Raw genomic sequence first — 18,625 nt, 5'->3', positions numbered from 1 at the left:
AAACCGAGACCCAAGGAGAGCCCGATGGCCACCGTTGCAGTCAATGACGCGAATTTCGACGCCGAAGTGCGCCAGTCCGATGTCCCCGTCGTGGTGGATTTCTGGGCCGAGTGGTGCGGCCCCTGCAAAACGATCGGCCCGGCCCTCGAGGAGCTGTCGGACGAGTACCAGGGCCGCGTGAAGATCGTAAAGGTCAACGTAGACGAGAACCCGAACTCCCCGGCGCAGCTCGGCGTGCGCGGCATCCCGGCGCTGTTCCTGTTCAAGGATGGCGAGATCGTCTCGAACCGCGCCGGCGCCGCCCCCAAGGCGGCGCTGAAGGGCTGGATCGACGAGTCGATCTGATCCTCCTTTCACTGGACGACCAAAGGCGCCTACGGGCGCCTTTTTCGTCTCTGATCCGGGGCAAACTTGCCCTTCCGGCCCCCGGCCCCCATATCGGCCCGAACGGTGAAGGGGCCTTCCCCTTCATCTTTCGACAAATACGCATGGCGCGCGGTTCGCCCCGCGCCCGACTGGAGGCATGATGAGCGACGACTTCCCCGGCTGGCATGGCACAACCATCATCGGCGTGCGCAAGGGCGGCAAGGTGGTGATCGCGGGCGACGGCCAGGTGAGCCTCGGCCAGACCGTGATCAAGGGCACCGCGCGCAAGGTGCGCAGGCTCTCCCCCGGCGGCTACGAGGTCATCGCCGGCTTCGCCGGGTCGACGGCCGACGCCTTCACCCTGCTAGAGCGGCTGGAGAAGAAGCTCGAGGCGACGCCGGGCCAGTTGGCGCGGGCCTCGGTCGAACTTGCCAAGGACTGGCGCACCGACAAGTACCTGCAAAAGCTCGAAGCGATGCTGATCGTCTCGGACGGCAAGGATCTGCTGGTGATCACCGGCGCCGGCGACGTTCTGGAGCCTGAGCATGACGTCACCGCGATCGGCTCGGGCGGCAATTACGCCCTAGCCGCGGGCCGGGCGATGATGGAGACCGATCTCGACGCCGAGGAGGTGGCGCGGCGCGCCATGGCGATCGCCGCCGACATCTGCGTCTACACCAATGGCAAGCTCACCGTTGAGACGCTGAGCGCGTAAATTTCTTCGAAGAAATTTGGCAAGATCCTTCGAAGGATCTTGGCCCCTCATCCGACGAGGAATCCCATGACCGACCTGACCCCCCGCGAGATCGTCTCCGAGCTCGACCGCTTCATCATCGGCCAGAAGGAGGCCAAGCGCGCCGTGGCCGTGGCGTTGCGCTCGCGCTGGCGGCGCAAGCAGCTCTCTTCGGATCTGCGCGACGAGGTGTACCCGAAGAACATCCTGATGATCGGCCCCACCGGCGTCGGCAAGACCGAGATCTCGCGCCGTCTTGCCAAGCTCGCGCATGCGCCGTTCCTCAAGGTCGAGGCGACGAAGTTCACCGAGGTGGGCTATGTCGGTCGCGACGTGGAGCAGATCATCCGCGATCTTGTGGAGGCCGCGATCTTCCAGACCCGCGAGCAGATGCGCGAGGACGTGAAATCCAAGGCGCATGAGGCCGCCGAGAACCGCGTGATCACGGCGATCGCCGGCACCGATGCCCGCGATCAGACCCGCGAGATGTTCCGCCGCAAGCTCAAGAGCGGCGAACTCGACACCACGATGATCGAGATCGAGGTGACCGACAGCTCCAACCCGATGCAGGGCTTCGACGTTCCGGGCCAGCCCGGCGGCATGATGAATCTCGGCGATCTCTTCGGCAAGGCGATGGGCGGCCGCAAGGTGAAGAAGCGCGTCACCGTGGCCGAGAGCTACGAGTTGCTGATCGCCGACGAGGCCGACAAGCTTTTGGACGACGAGACCGTGACCAAGGCCGCGGTCGAGAACGTGGAGCAGAACGGCATCGTGTTTCTCGACGAGATCGACAAGGTCTGCGCCAAGGCAGATGCGCGCGGCGCCGATGTCAGCCGCGAGGGCGTGCAGCGCGACCTGCTGCCGCTGATCGAGGGCACCACCGTCTCGACCAAGCACGGTCCGATCCGCACCGACCACATCCTGTTCATCGCCTCTGGCGCGTTCCACGTGGCCAAGCCCTCGGACCTGCTGCCCGAGCTTCAGGGCCGTCTGCCGATCCGGGTCGAACTGCGCGCCCTGACCGAAGAGGATTTCGTGCGCATCCTGACCGAGACCGACAACGCGCTGACCCGGCAATACGCGGCGCTGATGGGCACCGAAGAGGTGACGGTCGAGTTCACCGAAGGCGGCATCGCGGCGCTGGCGCGGATCGCCGCAGAGGTGAACCGCTCGGTCGAGAATATCGGCGCGCGCAGGCTCTATACCGTGCTGGAGCGGGTGTTCGAGGAGCTGAGCTTCACCGCGCCCGACCGGGCCGGCGAGACGATCAAGGTCGACGAGGATTTCGTCGAGGCGCATCTGGGCGAGCTGTCGCGTTCGACCGACCTGTCGCGCTACGTGCTCTAGACCTCGCGCCAGACCCCTTTTCCCTTGGCGAAGCGGGCGGTCTGAATGATCTCGAAACGGGGCCGATCCTCGGCCCCGTAACGTTCGACCTTGATGCGGTCGGGCTCGATATGGAGCAGGTTGAAATTGTTGGTCTCCTCGCGCAGCCGCGAGGAAAGCCCGGTTCCGGCCTGCACCAGAAGCACGCCCGGCGCCGCGGTGAGCGGTGCCACGGCCGCGTTGTGCAGATGCCCCGAGAGCACGACGTCGGCGCCGCAACGCCCGAGGCAGGCCACCGCGGCACGGGCGCCGCGCATCAACCGCTTCTCGGTGCCCGGATCGTGTTCGAGCGGGTGGTGCATCATCGCCAGATGCGTGCGTCCGTCCGGCGCGCCCGCGAAGGCGTCGCAGACACGGCGGATCGTGCGCTGGCTGATCTTTCCCGATTGCCAGGCGAAGCGGTTCACCGTGTTGACGCCGATCAGCGCCACTTCCTCGTCGATATGTACGGGCTCCAGCTCCTCGCAGATCAGGCTGCGATAGCGGTGGAACGGCTTCACGAAGCGCAGCCACGGATTGTCGATCGGCGTGTCGTGATTGCCCGGCACGGTATAGACCGGCATCTCCAGCCGCGAGATGAAGTCGGCGGCCTGGGCGAACTGGCTTTCGCGGGCACGCTGGGTCAGGTCGCCGGAAAAGGCCACCATGTCGGGACCAAGCCGGTTGATCGTCTCGATCAGCGGCTCGAGGAGATCCTCGCGGGTACGGCCGAAATGCAGGTCCGAGATGTGCAGCACCCGCCTCATGCCGCCGCCTCGCCGGCGGCGTCGGGTACGATGATCCGAAAGGCATTGCGGACCATCTCGAATTCGAGCGGACCGTCCATGGCGAATTTCTCGCCGTCGCAGGCGACGAGTTGACGCCGGCGCTTCACGTGAATCACCAGACGGTCGGCGCAGATCAGTTCGAAATCTTCGCCCAGCCGCATCTGCTTGACCGCTAGCCTTACCGCATCCGACAAGAGGCCCATCCGGCCCTCGTCCGGCGCCACGAACACCGCGAAGCCGCCTTGGCGGATGCAGTCCGCGCCCTGCAGCCCGAAATGATCTAACTGGAACGCCGAGCGCGCGGCGAAGACCAGCGGCGTGCGAAACCGGCGGCGCTGCCCCTCGACCTCGATCTCGACCTTGAGCGGCCGGGTAAAGCGCCAGAAGGTCTTGAGCACCGACCAATGCGCCGCGATGCGCCTGCGGCCCCATCGGCGATAGACCGTCTCGCGCTCCTTGAGGATCGCGGGATAGACCCCGATGCTGGCGTTGTTCAGAAACAGCCGCCCGTTGACCGCGCCGAGATCGATGCTGCGGCTGTGCCCGGCGGCGATGACTTTCGCCGCGCCCTCGGGGTCCTCGGGGATGCCGTAGCCGCGTGCGAAGAAGTTGAAGGTGCCCAAGGGGAGCACGCCCAGCGCGCAATCCGAGCCGTTGAGCGCGGAGGCCACGGCCATGATCGTGCCGTCGCCGCCCGCCGCCACCACCGTGCCATAGCCGTCGCGTACCGCGGCGCGTGCGGTTTCGGCGATGTCTCGCCCTTTCACGTGGCATAGCTCGGCCTCTGGGCCCAGCACCGCCATAGCACGGTCGATGGCCTCGGCCTCGCGGCTGTTGCGGCCGGAATGATCGTTGCAGATCACACGGATGCCGGCCCGGTCCGGGGCGGGTCGGGCAGCGATCGGGTCGGACATGTCCGCGAGGCTCCTGAAAAGGGTTCGGCGGATAAACGTTTGGAGTCGGGGAAGGTTTCGGAGCGTACCGACTTCCACCTCCGGACCAAGGCTGGCACCAAGGGCACGAAAGGCGGCATTCCATGACCCTGATCCGTTTCCTGCGTGACAACGCGCCCTTTCTCGCGGCCGGTGCGCTGCTGAGCTTCGGCTCCTCCTTCGGGCAGACTTTCTTCATCTCGATCTTCGCGGGCGAGATCCGCGCCGAGTTCGGTTTGAGCCACGGCGCCTGGGGCGGGATCTACACGCTGGGCACCACGTTCTCGGCGCTGGTGATGATCTGGGCCGGCGGGCTGACCGACCGGTTCCGGGCGCGCCGGCTCGGCCCTGCCGCAATGGCGCTCCTGGCGCTGGGCTGCCTGTGCATGGCGGTGCTGCCGGGGAGCTGGGGCTGGGCGCTGGTGCCGGTGATCTTCCTGCTGCGCTTTGCCGGGCAGGGGATGATGACGCATATCTCGGTCGTCGCCATGGCGCGCTGGTTCGCCGCCGGGCGCGGCAAGGCGCTGTCGATCGCCTCGATGGGCGTGGCGCTGGGGCAGGCGGTGTTGCCGGTGATCTTCGTGGCGGGGCTCGGCCTGATCGACTGGCGCCGGCTCTGGGTCGCGGCGGCGGCGCTGTCGCTCATGGCGGTGCCTCTGGCGTTGCGGCTGCTGCGCCGCGAGCGGACCCCGCAGAGCATCGCGCAGGACAGCCAGAGCCTCGGCATGGAGGGTCGGCACTGGACCCGCCTCGGCGCGGTGCGGCACTGGCTGTTCTGGATGCTGGTACCGGCACTGATGGGGCCGCCCGCCTGGGGCACCGCGCTGTTCTTTCAGCAGGTGCACCTCGCCGAGGTGAAGCCCTGGAGTCTCGGGCAATGGGTGGCGCTGATGCCCGTCTTCACTGGCATGACCATCGCGGGAACCTTTGCCGCCGGTGCGGCGCTGGACCGGCTTGGCACGGCGCGGCTGATGCCGTTCCTGATGCTGCCATGGACCTTGGCCTTCTTGGTGCTGAGCCAGGCCGACGGGCTTGGGCTCGCGGCGCTGGGACTCGCGGTCGCGGGGTTTGGCGGCGGCGTGCAGGCGGTGCTGCCGGGCGCGTTCTGGGCCGAGTTCTACGGCACCCGCCATATCGGCGCGATCAAGTCGGCGGCGGCGGCAGTGATGGTGCTCGGCACCGCGATCGGTCCGGGGGTGAGCGGCGTGCTGATCGATCGCGGCATCGATTTCCCGGACCAGATGTTCGGCATCGCCGCCTATCTCGGGCTGGCGGGCCTGCTGCTCGCGGTTGGCGTACGGCGTGCGGCGCGGCTGTTACCTAGCTCGGAGCCGCTGGTCCGCGCCGCCTAGCGGCTGCGGCGCAGATAGACGTAATAGGCCCCTTCGCCGCCATGGCGGATATGGGCGGGGGTGATCTGCAGCACCGCTTCGCGCAGCGGCGACAGGCCGAGCCACTGCGGTACCTGATGGCGCAGCACCCCGTGCCGCACCGGCATCGGCGCCTCGTAATCACGTACGCGCCCCTTGCCGGTGATCACCAGCACCAGCCGGCGGCCCATCGCTTGGCTCGACAGGATGAAGGCCACCAGCTCGGGATGCGCTTCCGACAGCGTCATGCCATGCAGGTCGAGCCGCGCCTCGGGCTTGAGCTTGCCACGGGTCATCCGGCCATGCGCCTTGGCATCCATCGCCACCGGGGCGGCGCGCAGCCGGTCCCGCAGGCCGGGCAGCAGATCGTCGGGGCGCTTCGGATCGGCCTTCTGACCGACCTGGAACCGGGGCAGGGGATCGAAGCGCTCGGACGGGGCGGTGTCCGGCGAGGCCGGTGCTTTCGGCGCGGAAGAGGATGGGCTCTCGGCGCCCAGCGCAGGCTTACCGCGCTTGTGCATCGGCGCCGCCTGACGCGCAACACTGTCCCACAACGCCCGTTCCTCGGGCGACAGATGCCTCGGTTTGCGCGCCATCAGGCCGGGTCGGCCAGCGTCTGCGGCAACATGTCCCAAGCGCGCTGGATCGGCAGCAGCACCACCATCCGGCCGGTATCGCGAGTCCGGCCCGCGCGCTTGCCCGCAAGCCGCCCGGTGCCGAAAAAGATGTCGGCGCGCTGAGCGCCCTTGATCGCCGATCCGGTGTCCTGCGCGATCATCAGTCTGCGAAACCGATCCTCGCCCTCGGTCTCGATCCAAACCGGCGCGCCGAGCGGCACAAAGGCCGGGTCCACTGCGATGCTGCGCAGCGGCGTGATCGAGCGGTTCATCGCACCAAGAGGGCCCCGCTCGGCCGGAACCTCGTTCACCTCGCGGAAGAACACGTAAGAACGGTTGGTCCAGAGCAGCTCCTTGCCATCCACCGGGTTGCGCCGCACCCAAGACCGTATCACGTCAGCCGAGACCTGGTGCGGCTCGTAGACGCCGCGCGCCACCAGCTCCTGGCCGATCGAGGAATAGGGCTGGCGATTGGCGGCGCCATAACCCAACCGGATCATCCGGCCATTGGGCAGACGCACCCGGCCCGACCCCTGGATCTGCAGAAAGAACAGGTCGACCGGGTCGACATAGGCGATCTCTAGGCCGCGGCCGCGAAGCGCGCCACTCTGATCGATCTCCTGCCGCGTCAGCCATGGCCCCTCCGAGGGCAGGTCGTCGGGGACGCGGTAGACCGGCGCGACATAGCGCCCGTCGGGCACCTCCGAGCCGCGCAGCTCGGGCTCGTAATAGCCGGTGAACAGCGCCTCGCGCCCATCCTCGATCTGCACCGGCAGGAAGAACAGCTCGAAGAAGCTCTTGGCATCCTCGGTCTCGTGACCCAGCGCGCAAAGCGCCTGCCAGTCGCGGTCGCGCAGATCGCCGCAGGTTTCGAGAAAGGTGTCGAGCGCGGCGCGGTGGTCGTCGGTGGCCCAGCCCCTGAGTTGGTCGAAGCCAAGAAGCTTCGGACTGGCCGCCGCGCCAAGCGGCAGCCCCAGGGCCAGCGCCAGTGCCGCCGCGAGCCGGGTCATTCCCCGGTTGCCACCAGTTTCCAGTTGGGATCTTCGCTGCCCATGACGCGACCGAAGGTCCAGACGTCGCGCTGGCGCTTGATCTCGGAGGTCGAGCCCTCGACGATCTCGCCCGCGGCGTTGCGCACCACGTAGGTCATCTCGCCGGTGAAGCGCACGGCGATCTCGCCCTCGCGGCTGGCGGCATCGAAGCTGGCCTCGCGGACCGCGATCTCGCCCAGGCCCACGAAGGTCGCCTCGACCTTGAGCCCCTCGCGCTCGCGCGCGGTGATCACCTCGGCGAAGGCTTCGTAGACGTCATCCGACAGGAACGGCCGCACGCTTTCGAGGTCGCCGTTCTCGAACGCCATCAGGATCATCTCGTAGGCGCCGCGCGCGCCTTGCAGGAATTCGCTGAGATTGAAGTTCGGATCCGCCGCCTTCATCGCGTAGAGCGCCTTGGCGGTGTCGCTGTTCTCGGGGACGTGATCGGTGATGTCGCGATCCGGCCCGCCCTCGATCACCTCGAATTCGGGGCGGTTGCGGCGCTTTTCGGCCTGCGCCGGAAGGCTTGGCTTTTCGAAGCCCTCCCGCGTTCCCAGCACGCCGCGCAGCCGCAGGATCAGGAAGATCGCGATGCCTGCGAGCACCAGAAGCTGGATGATGGGAGAGTTCATTCGGAGCCTCTTGTCAGCACGGACCTCGCACCGGGTCCATGTCGCACCTATGTAAGCCACGCAACCGTTCAAGTCCACCGACCCACCGGCGCGGATTGCCTTTGGGTACGGGGATGACAACACAGTTTCGGGAGACCGCCCATGTGGCTCTTCATCGCCTTCCTCGCCGTGCCGTTGATCGAGATCGGCCTGTTCATCCAAGTCGGCGGGCTGATCGGCTTGTGGCCGACGCTGCTGATCGTGGTGCTGACCGCGATTGCCGGTACCGCGCTGGTGCGCGGGCAGGGCATGCAGGCGATCGCGCGGCTCAAACGCTCGATGAACGAACTCTCCGACCCCTCGCGGCCGCTGGCGGACGGGGCAATGATCCTGTTCGCGGGCGCGCTCTTGCTGACGCCGGGTTTCTTCACCGATGCCTGCGGCTTCGCGCTGCTGGTGCCGGCGGTACGGAGCCGGGTGTTCAAGCTCTTGAAGGACAAGGTGAAGGTGGCGAGCTTCGAGATGGGACAGCAATCGCCGCGCCGGCCATATGATCCGCGCGGGCCGCAGGCACCGCGCGACACCGTGATCGACGGCGAATTCCAGGAGCTGGGCGAAGGCCGCGCGCCGACGCATCCATCGGGATGGACACGGCATTGAGGGGCGCCCCGGCGGCTGCTAGACAAAGGGCCAACAGTTACCGGAGGACCCAGTCATGACCGATACACCCGACGCTCCCGCCACCCCCGAGACCGAGGGGCAGGCGCCCCAGCAGCCCAAGGTGACGCAGCGCGTCGTGGCGCAGTACATCCGTGACATGTCCTTCGAGAACGCGCTGGCGCAGAAGGGCCTGACCGGCGACCTGCAGCCCGAGGTCTCGGTGCAGGTCAATCTCGACGCCCGCAAGCGCGGCGCCGAGGGCCAGTACGAGGTCATCACCAAGCTCAACATCACCTCGAAGGCCAAGGAATCCGGCGAGCCGCTGTTCCTGTTCGAGATCGAGTATGCCGGCGTCTTCCAGATCTCCGGCGTGCCGGACGAGCAGCTGCACCCCTATCTGTTGATCGAGTGCCCGCGCATCACCTTCCCCTATCTGCGTCGGATCGTCTCGGACGTGACCCGCGACGGCGGCTTCCCGCCGCTGAACCTCGAGCAGATCGACTTCCTGCAGCTCTACCGCAACGAGCTTCAGCGCCGCGCCCAGGCGCAGCAGGCCCAGAAGGCCTCCGAGGCCGAGCCGGGTCCGTCCGGCACCGCCTGAGGCCTAGCCGAACCTCTTCCAAAGCGCGTCGTCGCCCAGCTTGCCGATGAACTCGGCATGGGCGGCGGCCTCTTCCTCCGTCAGCCGCGCCGGCAACGGCACGGGACGGGGGCGCGGCCGCCAGTCGGCCTCGGCCTCGCCGGAACGGCCTTGCGTGACGTTCAACGCGAAATCGGGCTGCCGCCCGCCGATCAGCTCCAGATAGACCTCGGCCAGGATCTCGCTGTCGAGCAGCGCGCCGTGCAGCGTGCGCGACGAGTTGTCGATGCCGAAGCGGCGGCACAGCGCATCGAGCGAGGCGGGGGAGCCCGGGAACCGCTTGCGCGCGATGGCCAGCGTGTCGAGCGCGCGATCCATCGGGATCTTCGGCATCTTCACCCATGACAGCTCGGCATTGAGGAATTTCATGTCGAAGGCGGCGTTGTGGATCACTAACCGCGCATCGCCGATGAAATCGACGAAATCCTGCGCGATGGCGGCGAAGACCGGCTTGTCGCGCAGAAACTCGTCGCCCAGCCCATGCACCTCGAAGGCGCCTTGCGGCATCGAACGTTCGGGATTGATGTATTGGTGGTAGGTGCGACCCGTGGGCATGTGATTAAGCAGTTCGACCGCGCCGATCTCGACGATGCGATCGCCCTCGGCGGGCTCGAAACCGGTGGTTTCCGTGTCGAGAACGATCTCACGCATCGCGCATCTGCCTCCTGATCTGGGCGATCACCTCGCGCACGCCCTGCCGGGCGGCCTCGAGGCTCGTCGTCTCGATCAGGTAATCGGCCTTGGCGCGTTTCTCAACATCCGGCATCTGTCGCCCGAGGATCGCCTCGAACTGTGGCCGGGTCATGCCGGGCCGGGCGAGGACGCGCGCGGCCTGGGTTTCGGCCGGGGCGCTGACCACCACCACCGCGTCCATCTCGGCCGCGCCGCCGGTCTCGTAGAGGAGCGGCACGTCGAGCACGACGATATCAGCCGATTGCGCGGCGACGAAAGCCTCGCGGTCGGCTTGGACCAGCGGATGGACGATTGCCTCGATGCGGGGCAGGGCCTCGGGATCGGCGGCGATGATCTCCTTGAGCGCGGGGCGCGAGACCGCGCCATCTATCACCGCAGCGGGAAAGGCCGCCTCTATCGGCGCCACCGCGGCACCGCCGCGACCATAGAGCCGGTGCACCGCCGCATCCGCATCCCAGACCGGCAGGCCCTCATCGGCGAACATCCGTGCCGTGGTGGATTTGCCCATGCCGATCGAACCGGTGAGGCCGAGCCGGAAGCTCATGCCAGCACCGCCGCCCGCGTTGCCTCCGTCACCTGCGGCGTTGCGCCGAACCAACGCTCGAAGCCCGGCACCGCCTGGTGCAGCAGCATGCCCAGACCATCGACCGTGCGGCAGCCCCGCGCCCGCGCCGCGAGAAGCATCGGCGTGTCGAGCGGCGTGTAGACCAGATCGGTCACCAGCGCCGAGCCGGGCAGGGCGGAGAGGTCGAGATCGAAAGGATCGGCGCCCTCCATGCCCAGCGAGGTGGTGTTCACGACGGTCGCCGCGCCGTCGAGCGCGGGAGCCACCTCGGCCCAGTCGATCACGCGGATCTTCGGGCCGAAGGCCTCGGCCAGCGCCTCGGCGCGGGCCCGGGTGCGGTTGGCGAGACGGATTTCGGGCACGTTCGCTTCGATCAGCGCGTCCAGGACCGCCCGCGCCGCGCCGCCCGCACCGAGCACCACCGCCGGCCCGTCAGCAGGCCGCCAGTCCGGCGCGCCCTGGCGCAGGTTCTCGACGAAGCCGTAGCCGTCGGTGTTGTCGGCGTGGATGCCATCGTCCCGAAAACTCAATGTGTTAGCTGCGCCGATCCGCGCCGCGCGGGCGCTGACATGATCGGCCACCTGCAACGCCGCGTGCTTGTGCGGCAAGGTTACGTTGGTGCCGCGAAACCCCATGCGGGGCAGGGTGCGCACGACCTGCTCGAAATCCTCCGGCTCCACATGCATGGGCACGTAATGCCCGGCGATGCCGAGATCCGCGAGCCAGTGCGCGAAGAGCCGCGGCGAGCGGGAATGTGCGATCGGGGCGCCGATGACGCCGGCCAGCGGAATGCGATGCGCGCTCATCGTTGCAGATCTCCCCTCAGCACCAGCCAGTTGATCAGCTCCACCAACGGCAGGCCGAGCACCGTGAAATAATCGCCCATCACTCGCACGAAAAGGCGCACGCCCTCTTCCTCGAGCTTGTAGCCGCCTACCGAGTGGCGGATCGATTCCCAGTTGCGGTCGACGTAATCGCGCAGATACGTCTCGGAGCATTTCGCCATGTCGAGCCGGACCACGCCGACATGGCGCCAGATCGGCTCACCGTCGCGGCAGATCACCGCCGCCGAAAGTAGCTGGTGGGTGCGGCCCGAAAGCCGAGTGAGCTGGTCGAGCGCCTCTTCGCGGCTTTCGGGCTTGGAAAAGATCTCGCCGCCGAGCGCCAACACCTGATCGCAGCCCAGAACCAGGGCGCCGGGATTGCGATTCGAGACCTTCAGCGCCTTCATCTCGGCCAGCTTGTCGGCAAGATCGCGCGGCGGCGCGCCTTCGGCCAGTAGCGCGGCCTTCAACGCCGCCTCGTCGATACGCGGCTTCTCGATCTCGAACGGGATCGCGGCCCCTTTGAGGAGGCTGGCACGGATCTCGGATCCGGAGGCGAGGATGAGGGTCTGGATCATGGCAGCCTGTGGACGACTCTAGGGAGGAATCGGGATCGAATCATGAGCACGACTCGGTGGAAGGTTGTGACCCCTCCCGCGACTCGGGACAAGCGGGGTGAGTCGTCTCCGCGACTCAGCGACTTATCCACGGGGGACGAGCATAAGCCCGGCATTGGGGATCGTTGTGGGCAAATGGCGGAGTCAAGATCGCGACTCGGGCGTGACATATGGCAAGCTGAAAATTTAAATCATTTACTTTCAGTACGTTGACCGATGTAGCCGAGTCGTTCCAATGGCCTCGACTGCAAGCCCAGCCTGTGGACGACTCTGAGGATATGCCGTCAACGGCCGCTTATCCACGGCCCTACTACCCTCTTCATCTTTTCTTTTATCCTTATTCATTTGAGAAGGAGTTGGTCTGAGAGAGGGACCGAGATGACCGACTTCGCCGCCTACGCCTATCCGTGGATAAAGACGGGACACATCCTGTCCTTCGTGGCGTGGATGGCGGGCATGTTCTACCTGCCCCGGCTCTTCGTGTACCACGCGGAGCGGGCAGAGAGCGGCTCGCAGCTCGACGAGACCTTCCAGATCATGGAGATGAAGCTGCTGAAGCTGATCATGGGGCCAGCGATGATTTCGACCTGGCTCTTCGGGCTGCTGCTGATCTCCTTCGGCGTCGTCGACTGGTCCGAGCCGTGGCCCTGGATCAAGGCGGCCGCGGTGCTGGCGATGACCGGGATGCATGGCTGGCTGTCGAAGCGGCGCAAGGAGTTCGCCGCTGGCACCAACAGCCGAAGCGGCAGGCAATACCGCATCGCCAACGAGGTGCCGACGTTGCTCCTGCTGGTGATCGTGGTGGCGGTGGTGGTGCGCCCGTTCTGAGGCATCCCGCTGCGCGGCGTTGACGTACGACTTATCCACGCCTAAGACTGCTCCCGCTTGCCCGTCCGGGCAAAGCGATTCCATTTTCACGACCGACAAGAGCGGCCCGCGGGCTGCCACAGGACCGTTTCCCATGTCCCAGGACCGCCTGAACCTCGCCGATCTCAAGGCGCAGAGCCCGAAGGATCTTCTCTCGCTGGCCGAAGAGCTGGAGATCGAGAACGCTTCGACCATGCGCAAGGGCGACATGATGTTCGCCATCCTTAAAGAGCGCGCCGAGGAGGACTGGGTCATCGGCGGCGACGGCGTCCTCGAGGTGCTGCAGGACGGCTTCGGCTTCCTGCGCAGCCCCGAGGCCAATTATCTGCCGGGTCCCGATGACATCTACGTCTCGCCCGACATGATCCGCCAGTTTTCCCTGCGCACCGGTGACACGGTCGAGGGCGTGATCCAGGAGCCGAACGAGAACGAGCGTTACTTCGCTCTGGTCAGCGTCGAGAAGATCAACTTCGAGGATCCCGACCGCGCCCGCCACAAGGTGGCCTTCGACAACCTCACCCCGCTCTATCCCGATGAGCGGCTGAAGATGGAAGTCGAGGAGGAGGCCGCGACCAAGGATCGTTCGGCCCGGATCATCGATCTGGTGGCGCCGATCGGCAAAGGCCAGCGTTCGCTCATCGTGGCGCCGCCGCGCACCGGCAAGACGGTGCTCCTGCAGAACATCGCCCACTCGATCGAGAAGAACCATCCCGAGTGCTATCTCATCGTGCTGCTGATCGACGAGCGGCCCGAGGAAGTCACCGACATGCAGCGCTCGGTCAAGGGCGAGGTCGTCTCCTCGACCTTCGACGAGCCCGCGACGCGGCACGTGGCCGTGTCCGAGATGGTGATCGAGAAGGCCAAGCGCCTGGTCGAGCACAAGCGCGACGTGGTCATCCTGCTGGATTCGATCACCCGTCTGGGCCGTGCCTTCAACACCACGGTTCCGTCCTCGGGCAAGGTGTTGACCGGCGGTGTCGACGCCAACGCGCTGCAGCGGCCCAAGCGGTTCTTCGGCGCGGCGCGCAACATCGAAGAGGGCGGCTCGCTCACCATCATCGCGACCGCGCTGATCGACACCGGCAGCCGCATGGACGAGGTGATCTTCGAAGAGTTCAAGGGCACCGGCAACTCCGAGATCGTGCTCGATCGCAAGGTGGCCGACAAGCGCGTCTTCCCGGCGATGGACATCCTCAAATCCGGCACCCGCAAGGAAGATCTGCTGGTCGAGAAGATCGATCTCCAGAAGACCTATGTGCTGCGCCGCATCCTGAACCCGATGGGAACCACCGACGCGATCGAGTTCCTGATCTCGAAGCTGAAGCAGACCAAGACCAACTCGGACTTCTTCGACTCCATGAACACCTGACGCGGCACGCGCGAGGACTTCTCCATGGACACGATCTATGCCTTGGCCACGGCGCGCGGGCGCGCCGGGGTCGCCGTCGTTCGCATTTCTGGCCCATCGGCGCGCCTCGCGGCCGAACGAATGGCGGGTGCGCTGCCGAAGCATGGGCGCGGCCTGAGAACGCTGCGTGACGGGGAAGGGGAGGCGCTCGACGAGGCGCTGGTACTGACCTTTGCCGAGGGGCGCAGCTTCACAGGGGCTGAGGTGGTCGAACTGCATCTTCATGGCAGCCGCGCGGTGATCAACGCCGTTCTGACGCGCCTGTCCGAGATGCCAGGGCTACGTCTGGCGGAAGCAGGTGAATTCACACGGCAGGCGCTCGAGAATGGGCGTCTCGACCTGTCGCAGGTCGAAGGCCTGGCCGATCTCATCGATGCGGAAACTGAAGCGCAGCGGCGACAAGCGATGCGCAGCATGGCCGGCGGCCTCGGCGAGAAGGCGGACCTGTGGAAGCGGGATCTGCTCCGCGCGATGGCGCTCCTCGAGGCGGTGATCGATTTCGCGGAAGAAGACGTGCCTGTCGATGTCACGCCTGAGGTGATCGAGTTGCTCGATCGCTGCGAGACGGCGATGCGCCGGGAGATGGAGGGTGTCGGTGCCGCCGAACGAATCCGCGAAGGGTTCGAGGTGGCGATCATCGGCGCACCGAACATGGGAAAGTCTACACTTCTCAATTACTTGGCCGGGCGCGACGCGGCGATCATCTCGGATGTGCCGGGCACCACGCGCGACGTGATCGAGGTCCGGATGGAGCTTCGTGGCCTGCCGGTCACGCTACTTGATACGGCTGGGTTGCGCGATTCCGACGATGAGGTTGAGGCCATTGGGATCGCACGGGCGCGAAGCCGTGCAGCGAGCGCCGATCTGCGGCTGCATCTCGTGGTGCCGGAAGATTATGATCACGGTTTTTCCGGTCCGGACGACATTGTGCGGATTGGGCGCGCCGATCTACAAGCGGATCCGCGACTAGGCATCTCCGGTAAAACCGGCGCCGGTGTCTCCGAACTGCTTGATGAAATCGCCGGCCGCCTGTCGGAAAGGACACTCGGTGCCGGGGTCGCGATCAGGGAACGGCATCGCTTGGCTCTGCGTGATGGCATCGAACACATTAACCACTGCCGAGACATCCTGCCGGAGGGAACCATGAGCCTCGACCTGGCGGCGGAAGAACTCCGGCTTGCCGTCAGGGCGCTTGACAGCCTCGTCGGTCGGGTCGATGTGGAGGACATCCTCGGGGAGATTTTCTCTAGCTTCTGTATCGGGAAATAGGAGTTGTTTCACGTGAAACAGAAATCCTACGACATCGTGGTGGTCGGTGGCGGTCATGCCGGCGTCGAAGCTGCAGCCATTGCAAGCCGCATGGGTGCGAAGACGGCGCTGGTGACGATGAAGATTGCCACGATCGGCGCAATGTCCTGCAATCCCGCCATCGGTGGCTTGGGCAAGGGGCATCTCGTTCGAGAAGTGGATGCTCTCGACGGTCTGATGGGGCGAGTGGCGGATGCTTCGGGCATCCAGTTCCGCCTTTTGAACCGGCGCAAGGGCCCCGCCGTCCAAGGCCCGAGATTGCAGGCAGACCGAGAAATCTATCGCAGCCGCATGCAGGAGGAGTTGCGCGCAATCGCGGATCTCGAACTCGTTGAAGGAGAGGTCTACGATCTGGTCGAGCGCGGCGGTCGGATCTGCGGCGTCGATCTGGCCGATCGCACGCGTCTCGACGCTCGGAGCGTCATTCTCACCACCGGAACCTTCCTGCGCGGCGTTCTGCATTTCGGCGCGGAGACGCGGCCGGGGGGTCGGGTAGGGGACGAAGCCTCGACCCGTCTCGCGGAACGCATCGACAGCTTCGGATTGCAGATGGGCCGACTCAAGACCGGCACACCAGCGCGGTTGGACGGAAAGACGATCGACTGGGCGCGCTTGGAAATGCAGCCGGGTGACGATGATCCGGTGATGCTGTCCTTCCTGAACAAGCGTCCCGAAGCAAGGCAGATTTCCTGCGGCATCACCCACACCAACCCGGCTGCACATGAGGTGATCCGCGCAAATCTTTCGAAATCGGCAATGCATAGCGGCAATATCAGCGGCACCGGTCCGCGCTATTGTCCTTCAATCGAAGACAAGGTCGTTCGATTTGCCGAGAAAGAGAGCCATCAGGTTTTCCTCGAACCCGAAGGGCTGAACACCGATACGGTCTATCCAAATGGCATCTCGACCTCGCTACCGCTTGATGTCCAGGAAAACTTCATCCGCGCGATGGTAGGGCTTGAGAACGTCCGTATTGAGCAGCCCGGTTACGCCATCGAGTATGACTACATCGATCCGAGAGCGCTCACGCGCGGGCTGGAGCTGAAGGACGTCCCGGGCCTGTACCTTGCGGGGCAGATCAACGGTACGACGGGCTATGAGGAAGCAGCCGCCCAAGGCTGCGCTGCTGGTCTGGCAGCAGCTTCTGAGGCCTTGGATCGTACCCCGCCAGAGTTCAGCCGGACGTCCAGCTATATCGGCGTAATGATCGACGATCTCGTTACGCGGGGCGTTACCGAGCCCTATCGCATGTTCACTTCACGGGCAGAGTTCCGGCTGTCGCTTCGCGCGGACAATGCTGATCAGCGGCTGACGCCTATGGGGCACGCTTCGGGTTGCGTTGGCGAGGCGCGCTGGGAGCAGTTCTCGGCCAAGATGAACCGGCTCGAAATCGCGCGTTTGAGACTCGCGGAAATGAGTTTTGCGCCGCGGGATCTTGCCTCGCAAGGGGCAAATCTCAACCCGGATCGCCCGAGGAAGGACGGTATCGAAGCCCTAAGCATCGCCGATGTCGATTTCGAAATGCTGTGCGCTATCGAACCTGAACTCGCTGAAATCGACACTGAGACTGCGGTTCAGCTGAAGAATGATGCAATCTACAGTGCTTACGCGCAGAGGCAGGATCGCGACGCTGAATCCATCCGGCGCGATGAAGCACGTCGTCTTCCAATCGATCTCGATTATGCGAGCTTGCCTGGTCTCTCGAACGAGTTGCGGCAGAAACTCGAGGTGGCGCGGCCCCGGTCGGTAGGCGAAGCGGGCAAGATCGAAGGAATGACTGCGGCCGGGATGCTCTTGCTGATCAACGCCAGCCGCAGAGCGGCCGCATGAGCGAAAGCGTTCTTCAGGATTTGGGTGTTTCACGTGAAACACGAGAGCGTCTGATCGCTTACGCGGCACTCGTCCGCAAATGGTCGCCGGCGATCAATCTGGTCTCCAAATCCGACCTCGAACAGGTGGAAACTCGGCATATCGCCGACTCCCTACAACTCGCAGAGTTCATACCGAGTACGCGCGGCCCTTGGGCAGATTTGGGATCGGGTGGCGGATTTCCTGGAATCGTGGTCGCCATAATGGCTGCCGAGCAGGAGACCGGTCTCGACCTGCATTTGGTCGAAAGCGACCAACGGAAAGCAGCATTTCTGCGGACTGCGGGGAGGGAACTAGGTCTTTCCCTGACCGTCCACTGCACGCGGGTCGAGCAGCTCGCTCCTTTGGAGGCGAAAACAATCAGTGCGCGTGCCTTGGCTCCCCTAACAGATCTTCTGTCCTACGCGCATCTGCATCTTGCGCCGGGCGGACGATGCGTGTTCCTGAAGGGACAGAGCTACGAAGCCGAGATCGACGAAGCTCGTAGGACTTGGCATTTCGACATCGATACCCGACAGAGTGTTACCGACCCCGCAGCCCGTATCCTGCTCGTGAGCAACCTGACCCATGCCTGAGACCTGTCGTATCATCGCCCTTGCCAACCAAAAGGGCGGGGTCGGGAAAACCACCACGGCGATCAACCTCGGAGCGGCCCTTGCCAAGGCCGGGCGCCGGGTCCTGCTGATCGACATGGACCCCCAGGGCAACGCCTCGACGGGTCTCGGCCTCGCCGCCGGCGATCGTCGATCCACTACCTATGACCTGCTTCTGGGTCAGGATCCCGCATCGGAAGGGATACATGGGACGCAGGTTTATGGGCTGGATATCATCCCGGCGACGACCGATCTGAGCTCCGCCGATGTCGAGCTGATGGCCTCGGGTGGCCGCAGTCGCATGCTGCAGCGCCGCTTGGCCGAGCTTATCGCCGACCGGGGCGATTATGATTACATTCTGATCGATTGCCCACCGGCGCTGAACCTTCTCACGATCAACGCGATGGTGGCCGCTGGCTCGATGATCGTGCCCTTGCAGAGCGAGTTCTTCGCGCTCGAAGGCCTTTCGCAGCTCATGCTGACATTGCGCGAAGTGCGCAGCACCGCCAACGAAGCCCTGCGGATCGAGGGTATCGTCCTGACCATGTATGATCGCCGCAATAACCTGTCCCAACAGGTCGAAGCCGACGCGCGGGGCACCTTGGGCGATCTTGTGTTCAAGACGGTGATCCCGCGCAATGTGCGGTTGAGCGAAGCGCCGTCCCATGCCATGCCGGTTCTCGATTACGATCCCGCCTGCGCGGGCACCAAGGCCTATCTGGATCTGGCCGCAGAAGTCATTGAACGGGAGGGATGAGAGCGGAT

At 65.4% G+C, this 18,625-nt stretch carries 21 protein-coding genes; 12 read left to right on the top strand and 9 right to left on the bottom strand.

Annotation, left to right across the window (positions count from 1 at the left end):
* Positions 1-24 precede the first annotated feature (24 nt).
* The 3 genes from trxA (at position 25) to hslU (ending at position 2,446) form a co-directional block, all read left to right on the top strand.
* Positions 25-345 (top strand): thioredoxin, encoded by a 321-nt coding sequence (gene trxA / locus LOS8367_RS04215; protein ID WP_085895197.1) that lies wholly within the window; start codon positions 25-27, stop codon positions 343-345.
* Positions 346-523: 178 nt separating this feature from the next.
* Positions 524-1,081, top strand: a complete 558-nt coding sequence (gene hslV, locus LOS8367_RS04210) for an ATP-dependent protease subunit HslV (RefSeq protein WP_085895196.1) — start codon at positions 524-526, stop codon at positions 1,079-1,081.
* A 66-nt stretch (positions 1,082-1,147) separates the two neighbouring features.
* On the top strand, positions 1,148-2,446 hold the full coding sequence (hslU, locus tag LOS8367_RS04205; protein ID WP_085895195.1) for an ATP-dependent protease ATPase subunit HslU: 1,299 nt from the start codon (positions 1,148-1,150) through the stop codon (positions 2,444-2,446).
* On the opposite strand, the gene LOS8367_RS04200 is transcribed toward hslU, so the two are convergent.
* Together LOS8367_RS04200 and LOS8367_RS04195 are read right to left on the bottom strand one after the other, a co-directional pair.
* On the bottom strand, positions 2,443-3,231 hold the full coding sequence (locus tag LOS8367_RS04200) for a metallophosphoesterase family protein (protein ID WP_085895194.1): 789 nt from the start codon (positions 3,229-3,231) through the stop codon (positions 2,443-2,445). The two genes, hslU and LOS8367_RS04200, sit on opposite strands and share 4 nt — an antisense overlap.
* A complete protein-coding gene (locus tag LOS8367_RS04195) occupies positions 3,228-4,166 on the bottom strand; it encodes a diacylglycerol/lipid kinase family protein (protein WP_085895193.1) in 939 nt (312 codons plus the stop codon). The genes LOS8367_RS04200 and LOS8367_RS04195 overlap by 4 nt, the downstream gene beginning before the upstream one ends.
* A 122-nt stretch (positions 4,167-4,288) precedes the next feature.
* Between LOS8367_RS04195 and LOS8367_RS04190 the strand changes: the two genes are divergently transcribed.
* Positions 4,289-5,536, top strand: a complete 1,248-nt coding sequence (locus LOS8367_RS04190) for an MFS transporter (RefSeq protein ID WP_085895192.1) — start codon at positions 4,289-4,291, stop codon at positions 5,534-5,536.
* Here LOS8367_RS04190 and LOS8367_RS04185 read toward each other — a convergent pair.
* The 3 genes from LOS8367_RS04185 to LOS8367_RS04175 are packed head-to-tail and all read right to left on the bottom strand — an operon-like array spanning position 5,533 to position 7,837.
* Positions 5,533-6,150 (bottom strand): Smr/MutS family protein, encoded by a 618-nt coding sequence (locus LOS8367_RS04185; protein ID WP_085895191.1) that lies wholly within the window; start codon positions 6,148-6,150, stop codon positions 5,533-5,535. The two genes, LOS8367_RS04190 and LOS8367_RS04185, sit on opposite strands and share 4 nt — an antisense overlap.
* The gene (gene mltA, locus LOS8367_RS04180) at positions 6,150-7,181 is read right to left on the bottom strand and encodes a murein transglycosylase A (RefSeq protein WP_085895190.1); all 1,032 of its coding nucleotides are present in this window, start codon (positions 7,179-7,181) and stop codon (positions 6,150-6,152) included. The genes LOS8367_RS04185 and mltA overlap by 1 nt, the downstream gene beginning before the upstream one ends.
* Positions 7,178-7,837, bottom strand: a complete 660-nt coding sequence (locus LOS8367_RS04175; RefSeq protein ID WP_085895189.1) for a Tim44/TimA family putative adaptor protein — start codon at positions 7,835-7,837, stop codon at positions 7,178-7,180. Before LOS8367_RS04175 ends, mltA begins: the two co-directional genes overlap by 4 nt.
* A gap of 141 nt (positions 7,838-7,978) precedes the next feature.
* On the opposite strand from LOS8367_RS04175, the gene LOS8367_RS04170 reads away from it, so the two are divergent.
* On the top strand, positions 7,979-8,476 hold the full coding sequence (locus LOS8367_RS04170) for an FxsA family protein (RefSeq protein ID WP_085895188.1): 498 nt from the start codon (positions 7,979-7,981) through the stop codon (positions 8,474-8,476).
* A gap of 55 nt (positions 8,477-8,531) precedes the next feature.
* Positions 8,532-9,077 carry a protein-export chaperone SecB gene (gene secB, locus LOS8367_RS04165; RefSeq protein ID WP_085895187.1) on the top strand — a complete coding sequence of 182 codons (546 nt, stop codon included), beginning with the start codon at positions 8,532-8,534 and terminating at the stop codon, positions 9,075-9,077.
* 3 nt (positions 9,078-9,080) lie between these two features.
* Here the strand turns inward: secB and dnaQ are convergent, their stop codons facing one another.
* From dnaQ to LOS8367_RS04145, 4 genes are read right to left on the bottom strand one after another with little or no spacing between them, the layout of a single operon-like run.
* Positions 9,081-9,767 carry a DNA polymerase III subunit epsilon gene (gene dnaQ / locus LOS8367_RS04160; protein WP_085895186.1) on the bottom strand — a complete coding sequence of 229 codons (687 nt, stop codon included), beginning with the start codon at positions 9,765-9,767 and terminating at the stop codon, positions 9,081-9,083.
* Positions 9,760-10,353, bottom strand: a complete 594-nt coding sequence (gene coaE, locus LOS8367_RS04155; RefSeq protein ID WP_085895185.1) for a dephospho-CoA kinase — start codon at positions 10,351-10,353, stop codon at positions 9,760-9,762. Before coaE ends, dnaQ begins: the two co-directional genes overlap by 8 nt.
* Positions 10,350-11,180, bottom strand: a complete 831-nt coding sequence (locus LOS8367_RS04150; protein WP_085895184.1) for a shikimate dehydrogenase — start codon at positions 11,178-11,180, stop codon at positions 10,350-10,352. The genes coaE and LOS8367_RS04150 overlap by 4 nt, the downstream gene beginning before the upstream one ends.
* Complete coding sequence (locus LOS8367_RS04145; RefSeq protein WP_085895183.1) at positions 11,177-11,776, bottom strand: Maf family protein; 600 nt, start codon at positions 11,774-11,776, stop codon at positions 11,177-11,179. The genes LOS8367_RS04150 and LOS8367_RS04145 overlap by 4 nt, the downstream gene beginning before the upstream one ends.
* 417 nt (positions 11,777-12,193) lie before the next feature.
* Here LOS8367_RS04145 and hemJ point away from each other — a divergent pair, with 417 nt between their 5' ends.
* The 6 genes from hemJ to LOS8367_RS04115 all read left to right on the top strand — a co-directional run bounded on the left by hemJ (position 12,194) and on the right by LOS8367_RS04115 (position 18,617).
* A complete protein-coding gene (gene hemJ / locus LOS8367_RS04140) occupies positions 12,194-12,643 on the top strand; it encodes a protoporphyrinogen oxidase HemJ (protein ID WP_085895182.1) in 450 nt (149 codons plus the stop codon).
* A 133-nt stretch (positions 12,644-12,776) separates the two neighbouring features.
* On the top strand, positions 12,777-14,051 hold the full coding sequence (gene rho, locus LOS8367_RS04135; RefSeq protein ID WP_085895181.1) for a transcription termination factor Rho: 1,275 nt from the start codon (positions 12,777-12,779) through the stop codon (positions 14,049-14,051).
* A gap of 24 nt (positions 14,052-14,075) precedes the next feature.
* Positions 14,076-15,359, top strand: coding sequence for a tRNA uridine-5-carboxymethylaminomethyl(34) synthesis GTPase MnmE (gene mnmE, locus LOS8367_RS04130; protein ID WP_085895180.1), 1,284 nt, complete (start codon positions 14,076-14,078; stop codon positions 15,357-15,359).
* A gap of 3 nt (positions 15,360-15,362) precedes the next feature.
* A complete protein-coding gene (mnmG, locus tag LOS8367_RS04125; RefSeq protein WP_106534975.1) occupies positions 15,363-17,228 on the top strand; it encodes a tRNA uridine-5-carboxymethylaminomethyl(34) synthesis enzyme MnmG in 1,866 nt (621 codons plus the stop codon).
* The gene (gene rsmG / locus LOS8367_RS04120; RefSeq protein WP_085895179.1) at positions 17,225-17,842 is read left to right on the top strand and encodes a 16S rRNA (guanine(527)-N(7))-methyltransferase RsmG; all 618 of its coding nucleotides are present in this window, start codon (positions 17,225-17,227) and stop codon (positions 17,840-17,842) included. The genes mnmG and rsmG overlap by 4 nt, the downstream gene beginning before the upstream one ends.
* On the top strand, positions 17,835-18,617 hold the full coding sequence (locus LOS8367_RS04115) for a ParA family protein (RefSeq protein ID WP_085895178.1): 783 nt from the start codon (positions 17,835-17,837) through the stop codon (positions 18,615-18,617). Before rsmG ends, LOS8367_RS04115 begins: the two co-directional genes overlap by 8 nt.
* Positions 18,618-18,625 lie beyond the last annotated feature (8 nt).

Source organism: Limimaricola soesokkakensis (assembly GCF_900172345.1).
In the GTDB taxonomy this organism is placed as follows: Bacteria; Pseudomonadota; Alphaproteobacteria; order Rhodobacterales; family Rhodobacteraceae; genus Limimaricola; species Limimaricola soesokkakensis.
The sequence above is the reverse complement of the archived record's forward strand: the minus strand, read 5'-3'. Positions and strand labels throughout refer to the sequence as shown.

Excerpts from the sequence above, each read along its gene's own strand:
- dnaQ (WP_085895186.1), bottom strand. The coding sequence starts at position 9,767 with ATGCGTGAGATCGTTCTCGACACGGAAACCACCGGTTTCGAGCCCGCC.
- LOS8367_RS04150 (WP_085895184.1), bottom strand. The coding sequence starts at position 11,180 with ATGAGCGCGCATCGCATTCCGCTGGCCGGCGTCATCGGCGCCCCGATC.
- hemJ (WP_085895182.1), top strand. The coding sequence starts at position 12,194 with ATGACCGACTTCGCCGCCTACGCCTATCCGTGGATAAAGACGGGACAC.
- LOS8367_RS04185 (WP_085895191.1), bottom strand. The coding sequence starts at position 6,150 with ATGGCGCGCAAACCGAGGCATCTGTCGCCCGAGGAACGGGCGTTGTGG.
- trxA (WP_085895197.1), top strand. The coding sequence starts at position 25 with ATGGCCACCGTTGCAGTCAATGACGCGAATTTCGACGCCGAAGTGCGC.
- mnmE (WP_085895180.1), top strand. The coding sequence starts at position 14,076 with ATGGACACGATCTATGCCTTGGCCACGGCGCGCGGGCGCGCCGGGGTC.
- LOS8367_RS04195 (WP_085895193.1), bottom strand. The coding sequence starts at position 4,166 with ATGTCCGACCCGATCGCTGCCCGACCCGCCCCGGACCGGGCCGGCATC.
- secB (WP_085895187.1), top strand. The coding sequence starts at position 8,532 with ATGACCGATACACCCGACGCTCCCGCCACCCCCGAGACCGAGGGGCAG.
- rho (WP_085895181.1), top strand. The coding sequence starts at position 12,777 with ATGTCCCAGGACCGCCTGAACCTCGCCGATCTCAAGGCGCAGAGCCCG.
- LOS8367_RS04170 (WP_085895188.1), top strand. The coding sequence starts at position 7,979 with ATGTGGCTCTTCATCGCCTTCCTCGCCGTGCCGTTGATCGAGATCGGC.
- hslV (WP_085895196.1), top strand. The coding sequence starts at position 524 with ATGATGAGCGACGACTTCCCCGGCTGGCATGGCACAACCATCATCGGC.
- LOS8367_RS04175 (WP_085895189.1), bottom strand. The coding sequence starts at position 7,837 with ATGAACTCTCCCATCATCCAGCTTCTGGTGCTCGCAGGCATCGCGATC.
- rsmG (WP_085895179.1), top strand. The coding sequence starts at position 17,225 with ATGAGCGAAAGCGTTCTTCAGGATTTGGGTGTTTCACGTGAAACACGA.
- coaE (WP_085895185.1), bottom strand. The coding sequence starts at position 10,353 with ATGAGCTTCCGGCTCGGCCTCACCGGTTCGATCGGCATGGGCAAATCC.
- LOS8367_RS04115 (WP_085895178.1), top strand. The coding sequence starts at position 17,835 with ATGCCTGAGACCTGTCGTATCATCGCCCTTGCCAACCAAAAGGGCGGG.
- LOS8367_RS04200 (WP_085895194.1), bottom strand. The coding sequence starts at position 3,231 with ATGAGGCGGGTGCTGCACATCTCGGACCTGCATTTCGGCCGTACCCGC.
- hslU (WP_085895195.1), top strand. The coding sequence starts at position 1,148 with ATGACCGACCTGACCCCCCGCGAGATCGTCTCCGAGCTCGACCGCTTC.
- LOS8367_RS04190 (WP_085895192.1), top strand. The coding sequence starts at position 4,289 with ATGACCCTGATCCGTTTCCTGCGTGACAACGCGCCCTTTCTCGCGGCC.
- LOS8367_RS04145 (WP_085895183.1), bottom strand. The coding sequence starts at position 11,776 with ATGATCCAGACCCTCATCCTCGCCTCCGGATCCGAGATCCGTGCCAGC.
- mltA (WP_085895190.1), bottom strand. The coding sequence starts at position 7,181 with ATGACCCGGCTCGCGGCGGCACTGGCGCTGGCCCTGGGGCTGCCGCTT.